The 18,432-nt window shown below is 44.7% G+C and carries 19 protein-coding genes, 1 riboswitch and 1 other annotated feature; of the genes, 14 read left to right on the forward strand and 5 right to left on the reverse strand.

What is annotated here, in order from left to right; translation table 11 throughout:
• Window positions 1–43: 43 nt before the first annotated feature.
• A complete protein-coding gene (locus tag OH458_RS06325) occupies window positions 44–211 on the reverse strand; it encodes a hypothetical protein (protein WP_005470396.1) in 168 nt (55 codons plus the stop codon).
• A gap of 306 nt (window positions 212–517) precedes the next feature.
• Here OH458_RS06325 and htpX point away from each other — a divergent pair, with 306 nt between their 5' ends.
• The 9 genes from htpX (at window position 518) to OH458_RS06370 (ending at window position 7,594) form a co-directional block, all read left to right on the forward strand.
• Entirely contained in the window at window positions 518–1,381 is an 864-nt protein-coding gene (gene htpX, locus OH458_RS06330; RefSeq protein ID WP_005470593.1) for a protease HtpX, read from the forward strand.
• A 181-nt stretch (window positions 1,382–1,562) separates the two neighbouring features.
• Entirely contained in the window at window positions 1,563–1,982 is a 420-nt protein-coding gene (locus OH458_RS06335) for a nuclear transport factor 2 family protein (RefSeq protein WP_038138692.1), read from the forward strand.
• Window positions 1,979–2,704, forward strand: coding sequence for an SDR family oxidoreductase (locus OH458_RS06340; RefSeq protein WP_269977652.1), 726 nt, complete (start codon window positions 1,979–1,981; stop codon window positions 2,702–2,704). The genes OH458_RS06335 and OH458_RS06340 overlap by 4 nt, the downstream gene beginning before the upstream one ends.
• A gap of 10 nt (window positions 2,705–2,714) precedes the next feature.
• Window positions 2,715–3,995 (forward strand): NAD(P)/FAD-dependent oxidoreductase, encoded by a 1,281-nt coding sequence (locus tag OH458_RS06345; RefSeq protein WP_269977653.1) that lies wholly within the window; start codon window positions 2,715–2,717, stop codon window positions 3,993–3,995.
• The gene (locus tag OH458_RS06350; protein WP_269977654.1) at window positions 3,995–4,786 is read left to right on the forward strand and encodes a DUF1365 domain-containing protein; all 792 of its coding nucleotides are present in this window, start codon (window positions 3,995–3,997) and stop codon (window positions 4,784–4,786) included. The genes OH458_RS06345 and OH458_RS06350 overlap by 1 nt, the downstream gene beginning before the upstream one ends.
• The gene (locus OH458_RS06355) at window positions 4,783–6,027 is read left to right on the forward strand and encodes an SAM-dependent methyltransferase (protein WP_269977655.1); all 1,245 of its coding nucleotides are present in this window, start codon (window positions 4,783–4,785) and stop codon (window positions 6,025–6,027) included. The genes OH458_RS06350 and OH458_RS06355 overlap by 4 nt, the downstream gene beginning before the upstream one ends.
• Window position 6,028: 1 nt before the next feature.
• The gene (locus tag OH458_RS06360) at window positions 6,029–6,553 is read left to right on the forward strand and encodes a DUF2878 domain-containing protein (protein ID WP_269977656.1); all 525 of its coding nucleotides are present in this window, start codon (window positions 6,029–6,031) and stop codon (window positions 6,551–6,553) included.
• Window positions 6,510–7,070 (forward strand): chalcone isomerase family protein, encoded by a 561-nt coding sequence (locus OH458_RS06365; RefSeq protein ID WP_269977657.1) that lies wholly within the window; start codon window positions 6,510–6,512, stop codon window positions 7,068–7,070. The genes OH458_RS06360 and OH458_RS06365 overlap by 44 nt, the downstream gene beginning before the upstream one ends.
• Complete coding sequence (locus OH458_RS06370; RefSeq protein WP_269977658.1) at window positions 7,070–7,594, forward strand: DUF3833 domain-containing protein; 525 nt, start codon at window positions 7,070–7,072, stop codon at window positions 7,592–7,594. Before OH458_RS06365 ends, OH458_RS06370 begins: the two co-directional genes overlap by 1 nt.
• 79 nt (window positions 7,595–7,673) lie before the next feature.
• Here the strand turns inward: OH458_RS06370 and purB are convergent, their stop codons facing one another.
• From purB to mnmA, 3 genes are all read right to left on the reverse strand, one after another.
• A complete protein-coding gene (purB, locus tag OH458_RS06375) occupies window positions 7,674–9,044 on the reverse strand; it encodes an adenylosuccinate lyase (protein ID WP_038189427.1) in 1,371 nt (456 codons plus the stop codon).
• Window positions 9,045–9,202: 158 nt separating this feature from the next.
• Complete coding sequence (gene hflD / locus OH458_RS06380; RefSeq protein WP_005470549.1) at window positions 9,203–9,823, reverse strand: high frequency lysogenization protein HflD; 621 nt, start codon at window positions 9,821–9,823, stop codon at window positions 9,203–9,205.
• 29 nt (window positions 9,824–9,852) lie between these two features.
• The gene (gene mnmA / locus OH458_RS06385) at window positions 9,853–10,977 is read right to left on the reverse strand and encodes a tRNA 2-thiouridine(34) synthase MnmA (protein ID WP_269977659.1); all 1,125 of its coding nucleotides are present in this window, start codon (window positions 10,975–10,977) and stop codon (window positions 9,853–9,855) included.
• Between the two features lie 194 nt (window positions 10,978–11,171).
• Between mnmA and OH458_RS06390 the strand changes: the two genes are divergently transcribed.
• Together OH458_RS06390 and OH458_RS06395 are read left to right on the forward strand one after the other, a co-directional pair.
• Window positions 11,172–11,441, forward strand: a complete 270-nt coding sequence (locus OH458_RS06390) for a hypothetical protein (protein WP_038214828.1) — start codon at window positions 11,172–11,174, stop codon at window positions 11,439–11,441.
• Window positions 11,442–11,594: 153 nt separating this feature from the next.
• On the forward strand, window positions 11,595–12,899 hold the full coding sequence (locus OH458_RS06395) for an inosine/guanosine kinase (RefSeq protein ID WP_269977660.1): 1,305 nt from the start codon (window positions 11,595–11,597) through the stop codon (window positions 12,897–12,899).
• Between the two features lie 78 nt (window positions 12,900–12,977).
• Here OH458_RS06395 and OH458_RS06400 read toward each other — a convergent pair whose 3' ends face one another.
• Entirely contained in the window at window positions 12,978–13,391 is a 414-nt protein-coding gene (locus tag OH458_RS06400; RefSeq protein WP_269977661.1) for an H-NS family histone-like protein, read from the reverse strand.
• A 554-nt stretch (window positions 13,392–13,945) separates the two neighbouring features.
• A riboswitch (Lysine riboswitch) is annotated at window positions 13,946–14,127 on the forward strand.
• Window positions 14,128–14,240: 113 nt separating this feature from the next.
• On the opposite strand from OH458_RS06400, the gene tet(35) reads away from it, so the two are divergent.
• The 3 genes from tet(35) to hisD all read left to right on the forward strand — a co-directional run bounded on the left by tet(35) (window position 14,241) and on the right by hisD (window position 18,423).
• A complete protein-coding gene (tet(35), locus tag OH458_RS06405; protein WP_269977662.1) occupies window positions 14,241–15,842 on the forward strand; it encodes a tetracycline efflux Na+/H+ antiporter family transporter Tet(35) in 1,602 nt (533 codons plus the stop codon).
• 176 nt (window positions 15,843–16,018) lie between these two features.
• Window positions 16,019–16,155: a sequence feature (His leader region), on the forward strand.
• Window positions 16,156–16,210: 55 nt separating this feature from the next.
• Window positions 16,211–17,107, forward strand: a complete 897-nt coding sequence (gene hisG / locus OH458_RS06410; protein ID WP_269977663.1) for an ATP phosphoribosyltransferase — start codon at window positions 16,211–16,213, stop codon at window positions 17,105–17,107.
• Window positions 17,108–17,112: 5 nt separating this feature from the next.
• Window positions 17,113–18,423, forward strand: a complete 1,311-nt coding sequence (gene hisD, locus OH458_RS06415) for a histidinol dehydrogenase (protein WP_269977664.1) — start codon at window positions 17,113–17,115, stop codon at window positions 18,421–18,423.
• Window positions 18,424–18,432: the final 9 nt, after the last annotated feature.

The following is an 18,432-nucleotide window of genomic DNA, read 5'->3' on the forward strand; positions in this document are numbered from 1 at the left end:
AAGGGCAGCCAAGTGGCTGCCCTTTGATTTTTCGAGGGCCGAGCTATTTCTCGTTGCTCAATCCAATCATCGCTTGCTGCATTTCATTAACATGAGTTTGAGCGCCCTGTTCGGATGAAATGCCAAGTTGCTGTTTTGCTTCTTCCTCTGAAATACCAAGGTGACAGCAAAGTAAATCAATAGCCATTTGATAGTTGCTAGTTTCAACCATGATGTTATCCCTTATTCCCATGGATTTATTATCTAATCAAAACTTAGCATGTTTCGCTAATTAGACAATAAGACCAAAGTCTAAAGTTAGATTTGAACGCTTATCTCTCGCAGAGCAAGGATAACTTGGCTGAATGTGAACTGTAGCTAAATGGCATTTGCGAGAGATGGAAAACAAATGTTTCAATTTGAGACTTAACCTTGTTTTTAAAGCCGTTAGACTATATCTATATGTTAACTCTGCTGATGCCATCAACTATGGCAGCTAGGGCCAATAATAATAAGCTTCCAGTTTCGGAGAAAAGTCATGAAGCGTGTAATGTTGTTTCTCGCAACCAACTTAGCCGTTGTACTCGTGCTAAGTGTTGTACTAAATATTGTTTATGCTGTAACGGGGATGCAGCCTGGTAGCCTTTCTGGCCTACTTCTTATGGCTGCAGTGTTTGGTTTCGGCGGTTCTTTTATCTCATTGATGATGTCGAAGAGTATGGCTCTGCGCTCAGTTGGCGGTATGGTCATTGAAAGTCCTCGCAATGAGACCGAGCATTGGCTACTAGAGACGGTTCGTCGCCAATCAGAGCAAGTGGGCATTGGTATGCCTACGGTCGCGATCTATGACTCGGCTGATATCAACGCTTTTGCAACAGGCGCAAAGCGAGATGACTCTTTGGTTGCAGTGTCAACGGGCTTGCTACACAACATGAGCCGAGATGAGGCGGAAGCGGTGCTTGCACATGAGGTTAGCCACATTGCAAATGGTGATATGGTCACTATGACGTTGATGCAAGGTGTAGTGAACACCTTCGTAATTTTCTTATCTCGTTTCATTGCTAACATTGTTTCTTCTAACAGTGACGAGGAAGAAGGCGGCAGCAACATGATGGTTTACTTCGGTGTTTCCATTGTACTGGAACTTGTATTTGGCTTCTTGGCAAGCTTCATCACTATGTGGTACAGCCGTCATCGTGAGTTCCACGCAGATGCAGGTGCAGCAAGACTAGTCGGTAAGCACAAGATGATCGCGGCGCTAGAGCGTTTGAAAGTGAGTCACGAATCTCAGCTTGAAGGCTCAATGATGGCGTTTGGTATTAACGGTAAACGTTCAATGACTGAATTGCTGATGAGTCACCCTCCACTCGATAAACGTATCGCAGCACTCAGAAATTCTTAACAGGTCTACAATGTATTGAAAAGGCTTGGCTTTATGCCAAGCCTTTTTTGATCCAAATTTTTGAGTATTGCGTAACAAATTAAGCAAGTGTATGCATTTTAATTTGTACAACGTTCTCTAATGTTCTAAGCTGAATTTGTTGTACAAAAATATCACTTGTATAACAAATTGAGAGGTAACGATGAACGTAGAGTCTGTTGGCAACATTTATCAGTGTCTAAATAAAGCGAATTTGCACCTGCTAGAAGGTGTTTATCACCAGGACGTTGTTTTTGAGGATGCTGCCCATCGATTGGAAGGCTGGGATGCGTTGCAAAAGTATTTTGTCTCATTATACGAGAACGTAAAGCGCTGCGATTTCGACATTGAAGAACACCAACAGGTCGGGGATGCTGGCTTTCTGACATGGACGATGACGCTCGAACATCCGAAGTTGCAGCGGGGAAGTAAGGTCGAGGTGAAAGGGGTAAGTCACCTCAAGTTCGCCGACGGTAGAGTCGTCTACCACAGGGATTATTTTGATCTCGGTGAGATGCTTTATGAGAACTTGCCACTTCTGGGTTCTGTCATCAAGACCATCAAGCAGAGGTTAGGGCAATGAACCGAGTATTGATTACAGGCGCAACATCGGGCATCGGCCAGCGATTGGCTCGAGATTATGCCGATGATGGTTGGGAGGTGGTTGCTTGTGGCAGAAACAAAGCCAAGCTTTCCGAGCTGGAAGTGTACTCTGACCGGATTCATTCTGTCGCCTTTGACGTAACAGATCTTCAAAGCACTCGCGACGCTCTCGCTACTTTACCGTTTACTCCCACTCTTTGGATTATGAACGCTGGAGACTGTGAATACATTGACGATGGGTGCGTTGACGCTTCTCTCGTGAAGCGAGTATTCGATATCAACGTTGTGGGATTAGCGAACGTGATCGAAGCGTGTCAGCATCACTTTGAACCTGGCCATCGTGTGGCAGTCGTTGGTTCCATCGCGAGTGAGTTGGCGCTCCCTCGAGCTGAAGCCTATGGCGCGTCTAAAGCCGCGGTAAGTTATTTTGCTCGCGCTTTACAAGTCGATTTAAAAAGCAAATCAATTGACGTTTCTGTTATCTATCCGGGGTTTGTTGAAACACCACTCACGGACAAAAACACATTTCCTATGCCCATGCTTGTAAGTGTCGAATACGCCTCGAAAGCGATACGACTCGGGCTGTCTAAGGGCAAATCACATATTTACTTCCCAAGTAGATTTACTTCAATTTTAAGGTTACTTGGGTTACTGCCATACAGTTGGCAAAACAAACTTACATCAAAGCTCATTTCTGGTTAAGGAGTCCAAAGTGAAAATTGCGATTATTGGTACAGGTATTTCAGGGCTTACTTGTGGTTACCATCTACATAAAGAGCATGATGTTACCGTGTTTGAGGCCAACGACTACATTGGCGGTCACACTGCGACGATCGATGTCCAACTCGAAAATAAAACCTACGCCGTCGATACCGGTTTTATTGTTTACAACGACCGAACGTACCCAAATTTTATTCAAATGATGAATGAAATCGGTGTAAAAGGTTTGCCGACGCAAATGAGCTTTAGTGTTCGCAATGATGCCTCCGGACTAGAGTACAACGGCCACACTGTGACAACACTTTTTGCGCAAAAACGAAACTGGTTCAACCCAAAATTCTACTCATTTATCTTTGAAATCCTTAAGTTTAACAAAGCAGTAAAACAGGTTGTGGAGCTTAATAAAGGTCAGCAACAGACGCTGGGTGAGTTCTTAAACACTGAGGGCTTTAGTGACTATTTTTGCGATAACTACATTCTACCAATGGGGGCTGCGATATGGTCGTCAACGTTAGCCGATATGCGTGCCTTTCCTCTCGACTTCTTTGCGCGTTTCTTCCTAAATCATGGTTTGCTTGATGTTACCAATCGACCGCAATGGTATGTCATTGAAGGGGGCTCTCGAGCCTATGTCGAGCCGCTGATTTCCGGTTTTAAAGATCGTATTCGCCTGTCGACGCCTGTCGAGTCAGTAACAAGAGATTCATCTGGAGTTGTGATTAAAGCAAATGGAAGCGTGGAGCGTTTCGAGCACGTTATTTTTGCTTGTCACAGTGACCAAGCAATGGCTCTGTTGCAAGATGCCAGTTTAACGGAAACCGATATATTGACAGGATTGGAGTATCAAGAGAACGAAGTGATTCTTCATTACGATGAAGAACTGCTCCCTAAATCGAAAGCAGCATGGGCTTCTTGGAACTATCGATTGAGTGGCGGTCAAGATGAGCAAGAGAGAAGGCCAACACTCACTTACAACATGAACATACTCCAACATATTGAATCACCAAAAACCTTCTGCGTGTCGTTGAACAGTTCAGAGCAAATTTCTCCAGATAAGATACTGCGTACCTTCCACTACGATCATCCGGTGTTTAATCAAAAGTCTCTGGCATCCCAGAAGCGCCGTAATGAAATCAATGGTATCAATCAAACTTGGTTCTGCGGGGCATACTGGTATAACGGGTTCCATGAAGATGGTGTGCGAAGCGCGTTAGATGTGGTGAAAGGTCTACAATCTCAAACTGCTGCGGTGCCTCAAAAAGGGGCGGCTTAATGAAGACAGATACACGGTCCACAAGCGCATTGCTCGTCGGCAGCGTCAGGCACCGTCGATTTTCGCCAATCAAACACCAGCTCAGTTATCCATTATTTATGCCTTGCTTGGACCTTGATGGCTTGGCAGAGCTAGAAAAGGATGTGTGGTGTTTTGGTCAGCGCTGGTGGCACTGGGCACGGTTTAAGCGCGAGGACTACCTAGGGTCAGGTTGCCTAAAAACGGCTGTCCAGGACAAAGTGTACGAGCTTACTGGAGATCGGGTCGATGGTAAGGTCGAGGCCGTGGTTCACCTAAGATATCTAGGTATTTACTTCAGCCCGGTAAACTTCTACTACCTTTATAACAAAAAGGGGCAGTGGCGTTACTTGCTGGCTGAAGTGAGTAACACACCTTGGAACGAGAGACACTACTATGCCGTTCCAGCATCGAGCAAGCGAGGTTTTGAACAAGATAAGGCTTTCCACGTCTCTCCTTTCAACCCGATCGAACAAAAGTACCAATGGCGAGTAAAACCTTTAGACAGCCGACTATTTGTACATTTGGAATGTCACCGAGAAAACAAAGAGTTTGACGCGACGTTGACGATGAAAAAGCATCCGTTGTCGTCTAAATTTTTACTTAAGCAACTGATCGTGACGCCGATTATGGCAGTAAAAGTAGTTATTGGAATTTACTGGCATGCGCTAAAGCTATGGTTAAAAGGGGCGCCGTTCTATTCACACCCCAAATATCAGTCTGGCGATGACAAACAGGATAAGAGAAAAGAAGTCGAGGAGAATCGAACATGATCAACTCTCAAGCAATACCTTTTAATGGGACACTGACGACTGGGCAAAAGACGGCAAGGTCTATCGCGTTTACTTGTTTATACAAAATATCCAAGGGCTGCCTGACTGTCGTAGAGTCATTTGATGGCGCTGAGAGCAACCAAAGAACAATGTTTGGTCGTCCGAAAAGTGGAGAGCCGAGCGCGCTTATTGAAGTTAAAAATCCTGCATTTTATTCGCGTTTGTTAACGGGTGGCAGTATTGCGGCTGGTGAAGCTTATATGGAAGCTTGGTGGGACAGCCCAGACTTGACCGCGCTTATGGAGCTGATGGCACTGAATATGTCAGCCCTGGATTCAATCGAAAACCGCACCAGTTTTATCTCCAAGCTCTCTTACAAAGTAGGGCACTGGCTCAACCGTAATACGGTCGCCAACTCTCAGAAAAACATACATGCGCATTACGATTTAAGTAATGATCTTTACGACACCTTCCTCGATGAAAACATGCTGTACTCATCGGCGATTTTCTTGTCTCCAAACGATACGTTGGAGCAAGCGCAAATCAATAAGATGGAGCGCTTGTGTCAGCAACTAAAGTTGCAATCTTCCGATCATGTCGTTGAGATCGGTACGGGTTGGGGGGCAATGGCTATCTATATGGCAGAGAAGTATGGCTGTCATGTTACAACAACGACCATCTCTGAACAGCAATTTGACTATGCGCAAGCCCAAGTTAAAGCTCGAGGATTAGAAGACAAAATAACGTTACTGAAAGAAGATTATCGCAACTTAACGGGTGAGTTCGATAAACTCGTGTCGATTGAAATGATTGAAGCGGTCGGCAAAGAGTACCTCAATTCATACATTCAGAAATGCCAGTCTTTACTGAAACCTAAAGGCTTGATGGCGATACAAGCAATTACCATTGCTGACCAACGCTATGATTACTACAGCAACAACGTCGATTTTATCCAAAAATATATTTTCCCAGGGGGATTCCTACCTTCAATTACGGCGCTAACACAAGCCGCGACCAAGCAGAGTGACCTCGTGTTGCGAGATTTGTTTGATATTGGTGAGGACTACGCGCATACATTGCACCAGTGGTATCTCCGCTTTAATGCTGCGGAGGCGCGCGTTAGAGAGCTTGGTTTTGATGATACTTTCATCCGTATGTGGAACTATTATTTCTGTTATTGTGAGGGTGGCTTTAAAGCGAAAAGCATCAGCACCGTACATATGACATTTGAAAGACCCTAATATGAGTGCTCGACGTTTAATTCTCTTATCCACATGGTTTCAGCTCATCTGGTTTCTTGCCATATTGGGTAGAGAAGAGTGGGTATGGCTGACGTTGAGCCTTGTGTTTGTTACCCAAGTATTGACCGTTGGGCTCAGCCAAATTCGATTGGGGGCATGGTTAGGATTACTAGGTCTTGGCGTGTGTATAGACTACGCCAACTACTATTTTGGCTTGTTTCAGTTTGAACCAAGCCGTTTTCCAATCTGGCTCATTCTTCTTTGGGCTATCTTCCTCTGGTATGCCAACTATTTAACGCCAATTCTGAACCAATACCGCCCAGTACTCGTATCACTAGTGAGTGGGATAGCTGGCGCAATGAGTTACTTTGCCGGCATGAAACTCCAAGCGGTTGCCTTCCCACATGGTAACGTGACGACTCTATTGGTTCTGTTCATCGAGTGGTCACTCCTTATTATTGTGATTAAGAAGGTGTATAGCCATGAGCCGAATCTTTCAGTTGATCAAAAGGGGGCTAACTTTTAGCCTGCTAGTCTCATCCACAAGCTATGCGGCCCCAGTAGACAGCGAAACTGAATGGAACACGTGGCCTGCTGTGGGAGAAGCTCAGTTGTCGGTATTTATTTTTGATGTCTATCAGTCACGACTCCAAACCCCCAATGGAACCTATTCTGTTGATGCTGACATTACGCCTCATCCTCTAGCACTTTCGATCGATTACCAAAGAGATATAAGCCAGCAGCAATTGCTTGATGCAACCGAGGACCAGTGGGAAGAAATGGGTTTCGATAAGCAGCTCTCACAGAGATGGATCCAAGAGTTGGTCACCATTTTCCCAAATATCGAGAAAGGACAAAACCTCACTTACGTGACCGATGGCCAAAGCGGGCACTTTTATTTTCGTTCGAATGAAATGGCATCGCCGACACGTATCGGCTCAATCACCGACGAGAGCTTGAATGATGCCTTTCTCGCTATCTGGCTTTCACCCAAAAGTACGTACCCTAAACTGCGAGCACAACTAATAGGACTCAGCCAATAATGAAACTTTTGAAAACCTTTCTTCTAACGTTAGTTTTTGCCGTCACGGGGTGTTCCGCTGACTTAGACAGCTACCAAGCATCAAACCCACGCTTTGACCTTTTCGACTACTTTGAAGGTAAAGTGACCGCTTGGGGTATGGTTCAAGATTACACCGACAAGCAAACTCGTCGTTTTACGGTTGAGATTATTGGCAGCGTTGAAGGTGACACGCTCACACTGGTTGAAGATTTCGTGTTTGATGACGGAGAGATAGACCAGCGAATTTGGGTGATTAATCGAGATGGTGAAGGCAGATACGTCGGCCAAGCAGATGACATCATCGGACAGGCAACGGGCAAAGAAGTCGGCAACGCACTTCAGTGGCAGTACGACTTTGAACTACAAATGGATGATTCATCCGTGGTGGTTGGGTTTGATGATTGGTTATATCGCCAAGACGAAAAGCACGTATTCAATTTAACTAAAATCAAAAAGTTTGGCATTGAGGTTGGAACGATAACCCTCTTCTTTCAAAAGCAATAACGCTCAACTTAATCACACTGACAAACAAAAAGGGCTGATGTGTTTACATCAGCCCTTTGATATTTAACTGTTGAGAGGACTACAGCTTATCTGTCAGCTCGATTGCTTGACCGATGTAGTTCGCTGGCGTCATCTCTTTAAGGCGCGCTTTCTCATGCTCAGGAAGCTCAAGACCGTCGATGAAGTTACGCATTGCTTCGCCGTCTACACGCTTACCACGAGTCAACTCTTTTAGCTTCTCGTAGGGTTTTTCGATGCCGTAACGACGCATTACCGTTTGTACAGGCTCTGCCAATACTTCCCAGTTTTGGTCTAGTTCAGCAAGAAGCGCTTCACGGTTAACTTCTAGCTTGCTGATACCTTTAAGCGTAGAAGTATAAGCGATGATAGCGTAGCCCACACCAACACCTAGGTTACGTAGTACCGTTGAGTCAGTAAGGTCACGCTGCCAGCGAGAGATAGGCAGTTTCTGTGCTAGGTGGCCGAATACAGCGTTCGCAAGACCTAGGTTACCTTCAGAGTTTTCAAAGTCGATTGGGTTAACTTTGTGAGGCATGGTTGAAGAGCCGATCTCACCAGCAATGGTTTTTTGCTTAAAGTGGCCTAGCGCAATGTAACCCCAAACGTCACGGTCGAAGTCAATCAGGATAGTGTTGAAACGAGCGATTGCGTCGAACAGTTCAGCGATGTAATCGTGTGGTTCGATCTGAGTTGTGTAAGGGTTCCAAGTAACGCCGAGAGACTCAGTGATGAACTCTTCAGAGAACTTATGCCAATCAAGCTCTGGGTAAGCAGAAAGGTGTGCGTTGTAGTTACCTACTGCACCGTTGATTTTCGCTAGGATTTCAACGTTTTCGATTTGCTTAAATTGACGTTCCATACGGTACGCCACGTTTGCCATCTCTTTACCCATAGTAGATGGAGAAGCAGGCTGACCGTGAGTACGAGATAGAAGAGGAATGTCGCGGTATTCCACTGCTAGCGCTTTGATTGCGTCGATTAGGTTACGGATTTCTGGAAGAATAACCGTTTCACGCGCTTCTTTTAGCATTAGAGCGTGTGACGTGTTGTTGATGTCTTCAGAAGTACAGGCAAAGTGGAAGAACTCGTTTACTGCGTGCAGTTCAGGAACGTCTGCTACTTTCTCTTTTAGGAAGTACTCAACCGCTTTTACGTCGTGGTTAGTTGTACGCTCGATCTCTTTGATACGGCGTGCGTCTTCTTCTGAGAAGTTTGCAGCAAGGTCGTCTAGGAATTGGTTTGCTTCAGCGCTAAATGCTGGTACTTCAGCAATTTCAGCCGTTGCAGCAAGCTTTTGTAACCAGCGGACTTCAACGATAGTACGGTACTTAAGTAGACCATATTCACTGAAGATTTCGCGCAACGCAATTGTCTTGCTTCCGTAACGACCGTCTACTGGTGAAACAGCAGTCAATGCTGACAGTTCCATGATGTTCTCCTGAATTGAGTTTCTAAATTTCGTGAGCTTTATACCAATATCGAAAGCATTTGTCACTAATGTTGCGCAAACGTTTGCCTTGGTTGTCTTTGATACAAAGTTTTTTGGTATAAACAAAGAGCTCGCGACAAGTCGCGAGCTCATATTGATTATTGCATTCTTGCTAACAGGATTTGAGCTTGTTCGACCATCTTCTTACGCCCAAAAATCAGGTGGCGGCGTTTACCTCCAACTTGACGCCAAAGGACAGAGCAGCGAATACCGGAAAGAAGCAGCGCTCTTACTTTGTGTTGGTTGGTCGTCTGTTGTAGTACAGATGGGGTGCCCGTAACTTGAATTCGGGGGCCAATTGGACTCACCACATCAAGATAGACACTCGCAAGGTTGCTGAGCATTTGCTCGTCGAGTAGCTCGAAATGGTCAAGTTGGCGCTCTAGCATTTGGATGCGATCACCTAGCTGTGCCATAGCGTCATTACGGCCGCTTAGTTTGCGTTCCAAGGCCATCAAGCTAATGATATAACGGGTTATTTCGCTGCCAGTTGGCGTACTATCAATGCCCTTAACTAAACACTCTAAACCCAGTTTAAGATCTGACTCGCGGCCAAATACACTTACCGTATTGCTCGGGTTCGTGTTCATGATCGCTTTGAGAGACGTTTCAAACGCGTCGTTGTCGCAGTGACCGTTTTTCGCTACTTGTTGGACCAAAGCAACGGCTTGGCAAATTCCTGCGAATGCGATGGTGCGGTCATATAATGCGTTAGCCACGTAGTCATACTCCTAAATGTAAGCGTAAATTAAATGCGTTTTTCGATAATTCCACCACCAAGACACACTTCGCCTTGGTAGAATACCGCAGATTGGCCAGGGGTGACGGCGATCTGAGGCTCATCAAAAATAACTTTAATGTTGTCATCATCAATTGGGATGATTGTACAAGGTATATCTGTTTGACGGTAACGTGTTTTTACTGTGCACTTCAAAACATCAGTAATTGGCGTGCGATCTACCCAGTGGAGTTGGGAAGCGATCAAGCCTTCTGATTTAAGAAGAGGATGATCTTTACCCTGAACGGCAATCAATACGTTGCGTTTTAGGTCTTTGTCGCCAACAAACCAAGGCTCTTCATTACCACCGCCGCCTTTTTGACCACCGATGTGAAGCCCTTTACGTTGACCCAAAGTATGGTACATCAACCCTTGGTGTTTACCGATAACTTTGCCTTCAGGCGTTTCGATGTTGCCTGGCTGCGCGGGGAGGTATTTGCCAAGGAATTCAGTAAATTTACGTTCACCGATGAAGCAGATACCTGTTGAGTCTTTTTTCTTCGCGGTGATGAGATCTTGCTCTTCCGCGATGCGTCGAACTTCAGGCTTTTCAAGCTCACCAACAGGGAACAGACTGCGGGCAACTTGGTCGCTGCTTAGTGTATACAGGAAGTAGCTTTGGTCTTTGTTACTGTCTAGACCACGCAGCATCTCAGGTTTTGCTCCCGCCTCAAGCTCTTCCTGAGTTGGGAAAGTGCGGCGAACATAATGCCCCATGGCGATATAATCCGCGTCGAGTACTTCATCTGCAAACTCTAGGAAGGCTTTAAACTTGATTTCTTTGTTACAAAGAATGTCTGGGTTTGGCGTACGTCCTGCTTTGTATTCCGCAAGGAAATATTCGAATACATTATCCCAGTACTCAGCCGCAAAGTTGATGGTGTGAAGGTGAATGCCTAACTTGTCACACACTGCTTGAGCGTCAGCTAGATCTTCAGCTGCCGTGCAATACTCCTCATTGTCATCTTCTTCCCAGTTCTTCATGAACAGGCCTTCTACTTGGTAACCTTGCTGTTGTAGCAGGTACGCAGAAACAGATGAATCAACGCCGCCGGACATACCGACGATGACTTTCTTTTGGCTGTTGTCAGACATTACTTAACACCACTTAAATTAACTGGACGCAGATTCTAACAGAAAGCCGTTCGAGGTGACAGATCCGAGATCGGACTCACACTTCGAAAACAGAGCGAATTTTGTTCTGTTAATCACTATATCTGCGCTTTTTTAACAATAGAGTGTCTATATATGGCATAGTTGCCGAAAATCAAGCCTAACGGGTTAAACAAATGAGTGAAGAAAACCAAGTTTTAGAAGAATCCCATTTGATCGAAGTGGTCGAGAATCAATTGGAAGATGGCAACCCTATTAAAGTCAAAGAGACCCTCATGCGGTTGATGATGACAGGAACCCCGCGTGATGAAGCCGTAGCAATGATGGCCTGTGCCATGTCGATTGAAATTTTCGATGTAATGAAAAACGAAGGGGAATTTAATCTTAAACGCTACTCTGAAAACCTAGATCGCTTACCTGATTTGAGCTTTATGGAAGGGGAATAACTTCTTCTTATTTAAAACGTCCGGAAACGTTCGCAAATTAATTATACCTGCAAACGTTTGCTATACTTGAGATTGTTGCCGCGCCTAATTGTGCGCGGTAGAATCCGGCATCCTTTCATCCCTTACTCGAATCCTTTACCACAGAATATAGCTATGAAATTTCCTGGCCAACGTAAATCGAAACACTACTTTCCCGTTCACGCACGCGATCCTTTGGTGAGCCAAGCACAAGAAAGCAAGAAAATGTCTCGCACCCACATTATCGGTATTGATCAAACCTTGGTTGATATTGAAGCAAAGGTGAGTTCAGAGCTAATCGAAAAATATAACTTGAGTAAGGGACACTCATTAGTTATCGACGATGTTACGGCAGAAGCTTTATATGTTGAGTTGAAACAAAACGAGCTTATCACCAATGAATATGCAGGCGGCACCATTGGTAATACGCTACACAACTATTCTGTTCTTGCTGATGATCGTTCAACGTTACTAGGGGTGATGAGTCAAGATATTAAAATTGGCAGCTATGGCTATCGTTATCTGTGTAATACATCCAGCCGAATGGATTTGAATTACCTGCAAGGGGTTGAGGGCGCCATTGGACGTTGCTTTGCACTCATTACAGAAGATGGTGAGCGTACTTTTGCGATCAGTGAAGGTCAGATGAACCAACTTCACCCTGATAGCATTCCTGAAAAAATCTTTAAAAACGCGTCTGCGCTGGTATTAACGGCCTATTTGGTACGTTGTAAGGAGGGCGACCCGATGCCAGAAGCGACAATGCGCGCGATTGAGTACGCTAAAAAGCATGACGTGCCGGTAGTGCTTACATTAGGTACCAAATTTGTCATTCAAGACGATCCTCAATTTTGGCAAGCATTCTTGCGTGACCACGTTTCTGTTGTGGCCATGAATGAAGATGAAGCTGAAGCTCTGACGGGCGAGTCTGACCCATTGGCCGCGTCTGATAAAGCGCTTGATTTGGTGGACTTGGTGCTATGTACCGCTGGTCCTGTTGGCTTGTTTATGGCTGGCTATACTGAAGAAGCGGCTAAGCGCGAGACTTCTCTACCTTTATTGCCAGGTAGTATCGCAGAATTTAACCGTTTTGAATTTAGTCGACCAGCAGTAAAAGATAACTGTGAAAATCCAATTAAAGTGTATTCGCATATTTCACCTTATATGGGCGGGCCTGAGAAGATTAAAAATACAAATGGTGCAGGGGATGCAGCGTTATCTGCCTTACTGCACGACATGGCGGCAAACAAGTATCACAAAGAAAACGTGCCTAACTCAAGCAAACATGCCCATGCTTATTTGACTTACTCGTCGTTCTCTCAGGTATGTAAGTATTCAAACCGTGCTAGCTATGAAGTTCTGGTACAACACTCGCCACGTTTGTCTAAAGGCTTGCCTGAAAGAGAAGACAGCTTGGAAGAAGCGTATTGGGAAAGATAGAAAAGAAAGCCTCAAAATTATGAGGCTATTGACTTATAAAAAAAGCGCCATGAAGGCGCTTTTTTGTTGTTACTTATTTTAGATTAGGAAATCGTCTAGTGATTTACCTGCATCTAATTGTTCTTGAATTGCTGAAGGTGTACGACCTTGGCCAGTCCAAGTTTTTTCTTCGCCATTCGCGTCTGTGTATTTGTACTTCGCAGGGCGAGGCGCACGCTTTGATTTCGCTTTAGTTTTTGCTTTTGAGTCACCAGCAAGCGCAGAAATCAATGCTTCTACATCGATGCCATCTTTCGCGATTTGCTCTGCAATAGCCGACAGTTTAGCTTCTTGCTCAGCTGCTGCCGCACGTTCTGCTTCTTCTGCTTCTCTGCGTTCTTCTACAACTGTCGTCAATTTATCTAGTGCTTCTTCCAATTGTTCCAGTGTTAATTCACGAGAGAAAGCACGCAAGCTGCGAATGTTTAATAGTGTTTTTGTTAGTTCCGACATATTTAAATCTCACTTTTATAAGGAGTGCCTAATATGAAAGATAATAATCCTGAAAAATGGATATTACAATATATAGAATGTAAATTTAGTTAAATCCTGACAAATATAATTCAACGCAGAAGATTTGTATTTTTTAACGCAAGTTTTCGTGACCTAGTTTAGATTTTACAGAGGTTTTAGACCATATTGATAAATAGTCAACTCATGATTAAGTATTTGGTTTCATATATTGGAAACTGTTTCTAATTTAAGAATAAACAAATCGTCAAAAAATAGTCAGCGACAAACATTTGGATTTTTAGGTGCCACATTATTAATGTCTATTTTAGATGCTTGCCAAGGTCGTCATTCCTTAGTTGTATGAAATGGTATGCAAAGAATGTCTATGCACAAAAGTTGGAAGGTTAATCTTTCCGGTATAAAAATATTTTTAACAATAAATCTGGCACGATGTATTGAAAAGAAGTGTGACTTAAGTACAATAAGCGGAACCTAATGCATTATGCTGGTTAAATTATTGTTAAAATGACTTTTCGATAGTTTAAAGTTTCAGTATGTGCGGTAGAGGCGCGGAATAAATAAGTAATGCTTGTTGGGGTGATGCCAATGAACAAGTAGGAAAGGTTATTTCGCCGAAGTGGGCTATCAAATCAAAGATGCTTGCTGGGGTTACACTCGAAAGGGGTAACACTGCCATAGTCTATAATTTGTAAAACTATGGAGCGCTACTGTAGGGCTGGGTAAGCATTCGCTTGCCTGTCGCTTATTTTTAGTTAATTGTTTGGAAATGAGTTCCTTCAATTAGTCTGCAGTAGATCTCTAACCATTTATTACTGGTTTTTGAAGATCATGAATTTAATTGATTTTGCATCATCTCCTTTATCTCTTTTGCCTCCTTTGGTGGCGTTGAGTCTTGCTATTGTTACGCGTCGCGTACTTGTTTCTCTAGGTGTCGGTATTGTTCTTGGTGCCGTCTTGCTTAATGACTATTCATTGGGTAATGCGCTCGGATACGTGGGTTCTACTGTATCTAGTGTGTTCATCGAAGACGGTGGAATTAACTCTTGGAACATGAGTATTGTCGGCTTCCTATTGTTGCTCGGTATGATGACTGCGCTGTTAACACTGTCAGGTGGTACTCGCGCTTTTGCTGAGTGGGCGCAAACTCGCGTGAAAAGCAAACGTGGTTCTAAGCTTTTGGCTGCGTTTCTTGGCGTGTTCATCTTCGTCGATGACTACTTTAATAGTTTAGCGGTAGGGGCAATCTCTCGACCTGTTACTGACCGTTTCTACGTGTCTCGCGCTAAGCTTGCTTATATCCTAGATTCTACAGCGGCACCTATGTGTGTGATCATGCCTGCGTCTAGCTGGGGTGCTTACATCATGACAATAATCGGCGGCATTCTCGTCTCCCACGGCATCACAGAATACTCGGCATTAGGCGCTTACTTGCGTTTGGTTCCGATGAACTTCTACGCAATCTTTGCGCTATTGATGGTGTTCGCCGTGGCTTGGTTTGGCTTAGATATTGGCAAGATGCGTGACCATGAGATCGCTGCGTCTCAGGGCCGAGGTTTTGACAAAGACCAAGAAAATGATACCGAAGAAGCTCATGAGTTGAACGAAGAGCTGGATATCCGTGAAAGTGAAGGCGGCAAAGTGTCTGATCTTGTTTTGCCGATTGTTTTCCTAATCATTGCGACGGTTGCGTCAATGCTTTACACCGGTGGTCAAGCGTTGGCTTCAGACGGTATCGAGTTCAATCTATTGGGTGCGTTTGAGAATACTGATGTTGGTACCTCTTTAATTTACGGTGGTTTGGTTGGCCTAGCGGTTGCACTATTTACGGTATTCAAACAAGGTATCGCCGCATCGGAAATTGGCCGTACACTTTGGATCGGTGCCAAATCAATGTTTGGCGCAATTCTTATCCTAGTCTTCGCATGGACAATTGGTTCTGTTATCGGCGATATGAACACAGGTAAATATCTGTCAACGCTTGCGCAAGGCAATATTAACCCACATTGGTTACCTGTAATCTTGTTCCTATTGTCTGGTTTGATGGCATTCTCGACGGGCACATCATGGGGTACGTTTGGTATCATGTTACCAATCGCGGGTGATATGGCTGGCGCAACCGATCTTGCGTTAATGCTTCCGATGCTAAGTGCTGTTTTAGCTGGTTCGGTATTTGGTGATCACTGTTCACCAATCTCAGATACGACCATTCTGTCTTCGACAGGCGCACGTTGTAATCACATTGATCACGTTGCGACACAGCTACCTTACGCGTTGTCTGTTGCAGCCGTATCCTGCATTGGTTTCATCACATTGGGTATGACGGCGTCGGTCGGTATTTCTTTTGCCGTCTCTTCTGTGGCGTTTGTAGCGGTTTGTGTATTGCTATCTGTCCTGTCTAAATCGAAAATAGCCAGTTGTCAAAATGCTTAACTGAGCAATATTGCATCATGTTAAAAAGGGAGCTTCGGCTCCCTTTTTAATTGTCATATACAAATGGAAAAAAGTTTAAATAAATGGTTGAAAAATGTTTACACCTTAGTTAGTGTGGATATCAACAAAGCGAAAACGAAGAGCTATATAAGTATGCGTCCAACAGTAATGAACATTCATCACCATCATCACCCAGTCTAATCTTTCGGGAGATGCGCGCATACCCGGGAGGCAGGAAACTCCCGGAGGCTAAAATCGTAAACTACAAGATTTAGAACCCTCGGGAGACCAACTCTTCCGAGGGTTTTTTAGTATTCGATTAACGTAAAATTTCATAAATTTCAAATATTTGCACAGGGATTACAGCAATGCAAACACAACGCCTAAGAATCGCAATTCAGAAAAAAGGTCGCCTCAGCAAAGAGAGCCAAGCTCTACTTAAAAAATGTGGCGTGAAGTTCAATGTTATGGGTGAGCGATTAGTTGTTCATTCAGAAAATATGCCAATTGACTTGCTGTTAGTTCGTGACGACGATATCCCAGGTCTGATTATGGATGGTGTGGTTGACCTAGGCTTCATTGGCGAAAACGAACTGGAAGAAGTTCGTCTCGATCGTAAAGCGCTCGGCGAGCCATGTGAATTTGTTCAACTTCGTCGTCTTGATTTCGGTGGCTGCCGTTTGTCTATCGCAATCAATAAAGACGAGGAGTACAACGGTCCTCAAGATCTAGCGGGCAAACGTATCGCAACCACATACCCGCAACTGCTAAAAGCTTACATGGATGAAGCGGGCGTTCCTTTCTCAACATGTATGCTGACAGGCTCTGTAGAAGTGGCACCTCGCGCTGGTCTTGCTGATGCGATCGCTGACTTAGTCTCTACTGGTGCGACGTTGGAAGCGAACGGCCTTAAAGAAGCAGAAATCATCTTCAAATCAAAAGCGACACTGATTCAACGCACTGGCGAATTTGATGCAGATAAAGTAGCGCTAATCGAAAAACTTCTGACTCGTATGCAAGGCGTACAGCAAGCGAAAGAGTCTAAGTACATCATGCTACACGCACCAGCTGAGAAGTTAGACCAAATCAAGGCATTACTTCCTGGCGCAGAAGACCCAACGGTATTACCTCTGTCAGCTGACAAGCAAAAAGTTGCGGTTCATTTGGTAAGTACTGAAAACCTGTTCTGGGAAACCATGGAACAACTGAAAGAACTGGGTGCGAGCTCAATTCTAGTACTACCAATTGACAAAATGATGGAGTAACGGCAATGAGAACTGTTGTATGGCAATCACTCAGTGAAACGCAACAAGACGCGATTTTGGAACGCCCAGCGATTAGCGAAGGGGCAAATATTACCGCGTCAGTTGCCGAAGTTATTGCGAAGGTTCGCGAAGAAGGTGACGCTGCGCTGTTTGAGCTGACTGAAAAGTTTGACCGTGTAACTCCAGATTCGCTAAGAGTCTCTGAGCAAGAAGTGACAGCGGCGTGTGGTCGATTGTCTGACAATATGAAAAAGGCGTTGGATCAAGCGTACTCAAACATTGCTAAGTTTCACAAAGCGCAGAAGCCACAGCCAATCAAGGTAGAAACTCAACCGGGTGTACTTTGTGAACAGGTAACGCGCCCAATACAAAAAGTGGGTTTGTATATTCCTGGTGGTAGTGCGCCATTGCCATCGACGGTTTTGATGCTTGGTGTTCCGGCAAAAATTGCAGGTTGTCGTAAAGTAGTCTTGTGCTCACCACCACCAATTGCCGATGAAATTTTATATGTTGCAAGACTGTGCGGCATTGATGAAGTGTACAATGTCGGTGGTGGACAGGCGGTTGCTGCGATGGCTTATGGTACAGAGACCGTATCGAAAGTCGACAAGATCTTTGGTCCGGGCAACGCTTATGTGACGGAAGCAAAACGACAGGTGAGCAATGATTTCCGTGGCGCAGCTATTGATATGCCAGCAGGCCCATCAGAAGTGCTAGTGATTGCCGACGAAACCGCAGATGCAGAGTTCATCGCGGCAGACCTTCTAAGCCAAGCTGAACACGGCCCTGATTCTCAAGTGGTGTTGGTCACACCTTCTCCTGTGATTGCTGATCAAGTGACAGACGCCGTTCAACGCCAGCTTAGAGAACTGTCTCGTGCGGATATCGCTGAACAAGCATTGGCTTCAAGCTTGATCATCATTGCTGAGTCTCTGACTCAATCGGTTTCAATCTCAAATTACTACGGTCCTGAGCACTTAATTGTTCAGACTAAGAACCCTCGCGAGCTTTTGCCTCTATTAGACAACGCAGGTTCTATTTTCCTTGGTGATTGGTCGCCTGAATCAGCAGGTGATTACGCATCTGGTACTAACCACGTTCTTCCTACTTACGGTTACACACGCACGTATTCAAGCTTAGGTTTGGCGGATTTCTCTAAGCGCATGACGGTTCAAGAACTGTCGGCTGATGGTCTAAAGAACCTTGCACCAACGGTGGTAACCATGGCGGAAGCGGAAGGTTTGGATGCGCACAAACGTGCAGTGACTATTCGCACTGAAAAATTAACCCGCGTAGAAAAACTGGCAGCGAAGTAAGAGGATATT

This window comes from Vibrio sp. MarTm2 (genome assembly GCF_027587055.1).
GTDB classification, from domain to species: Bacteria; Pseudomonadota; Gammaproteobacteria; order Enterobacterales; family Vibrionaceae; genus Vibrio; species Vibrio sinaloensis_D.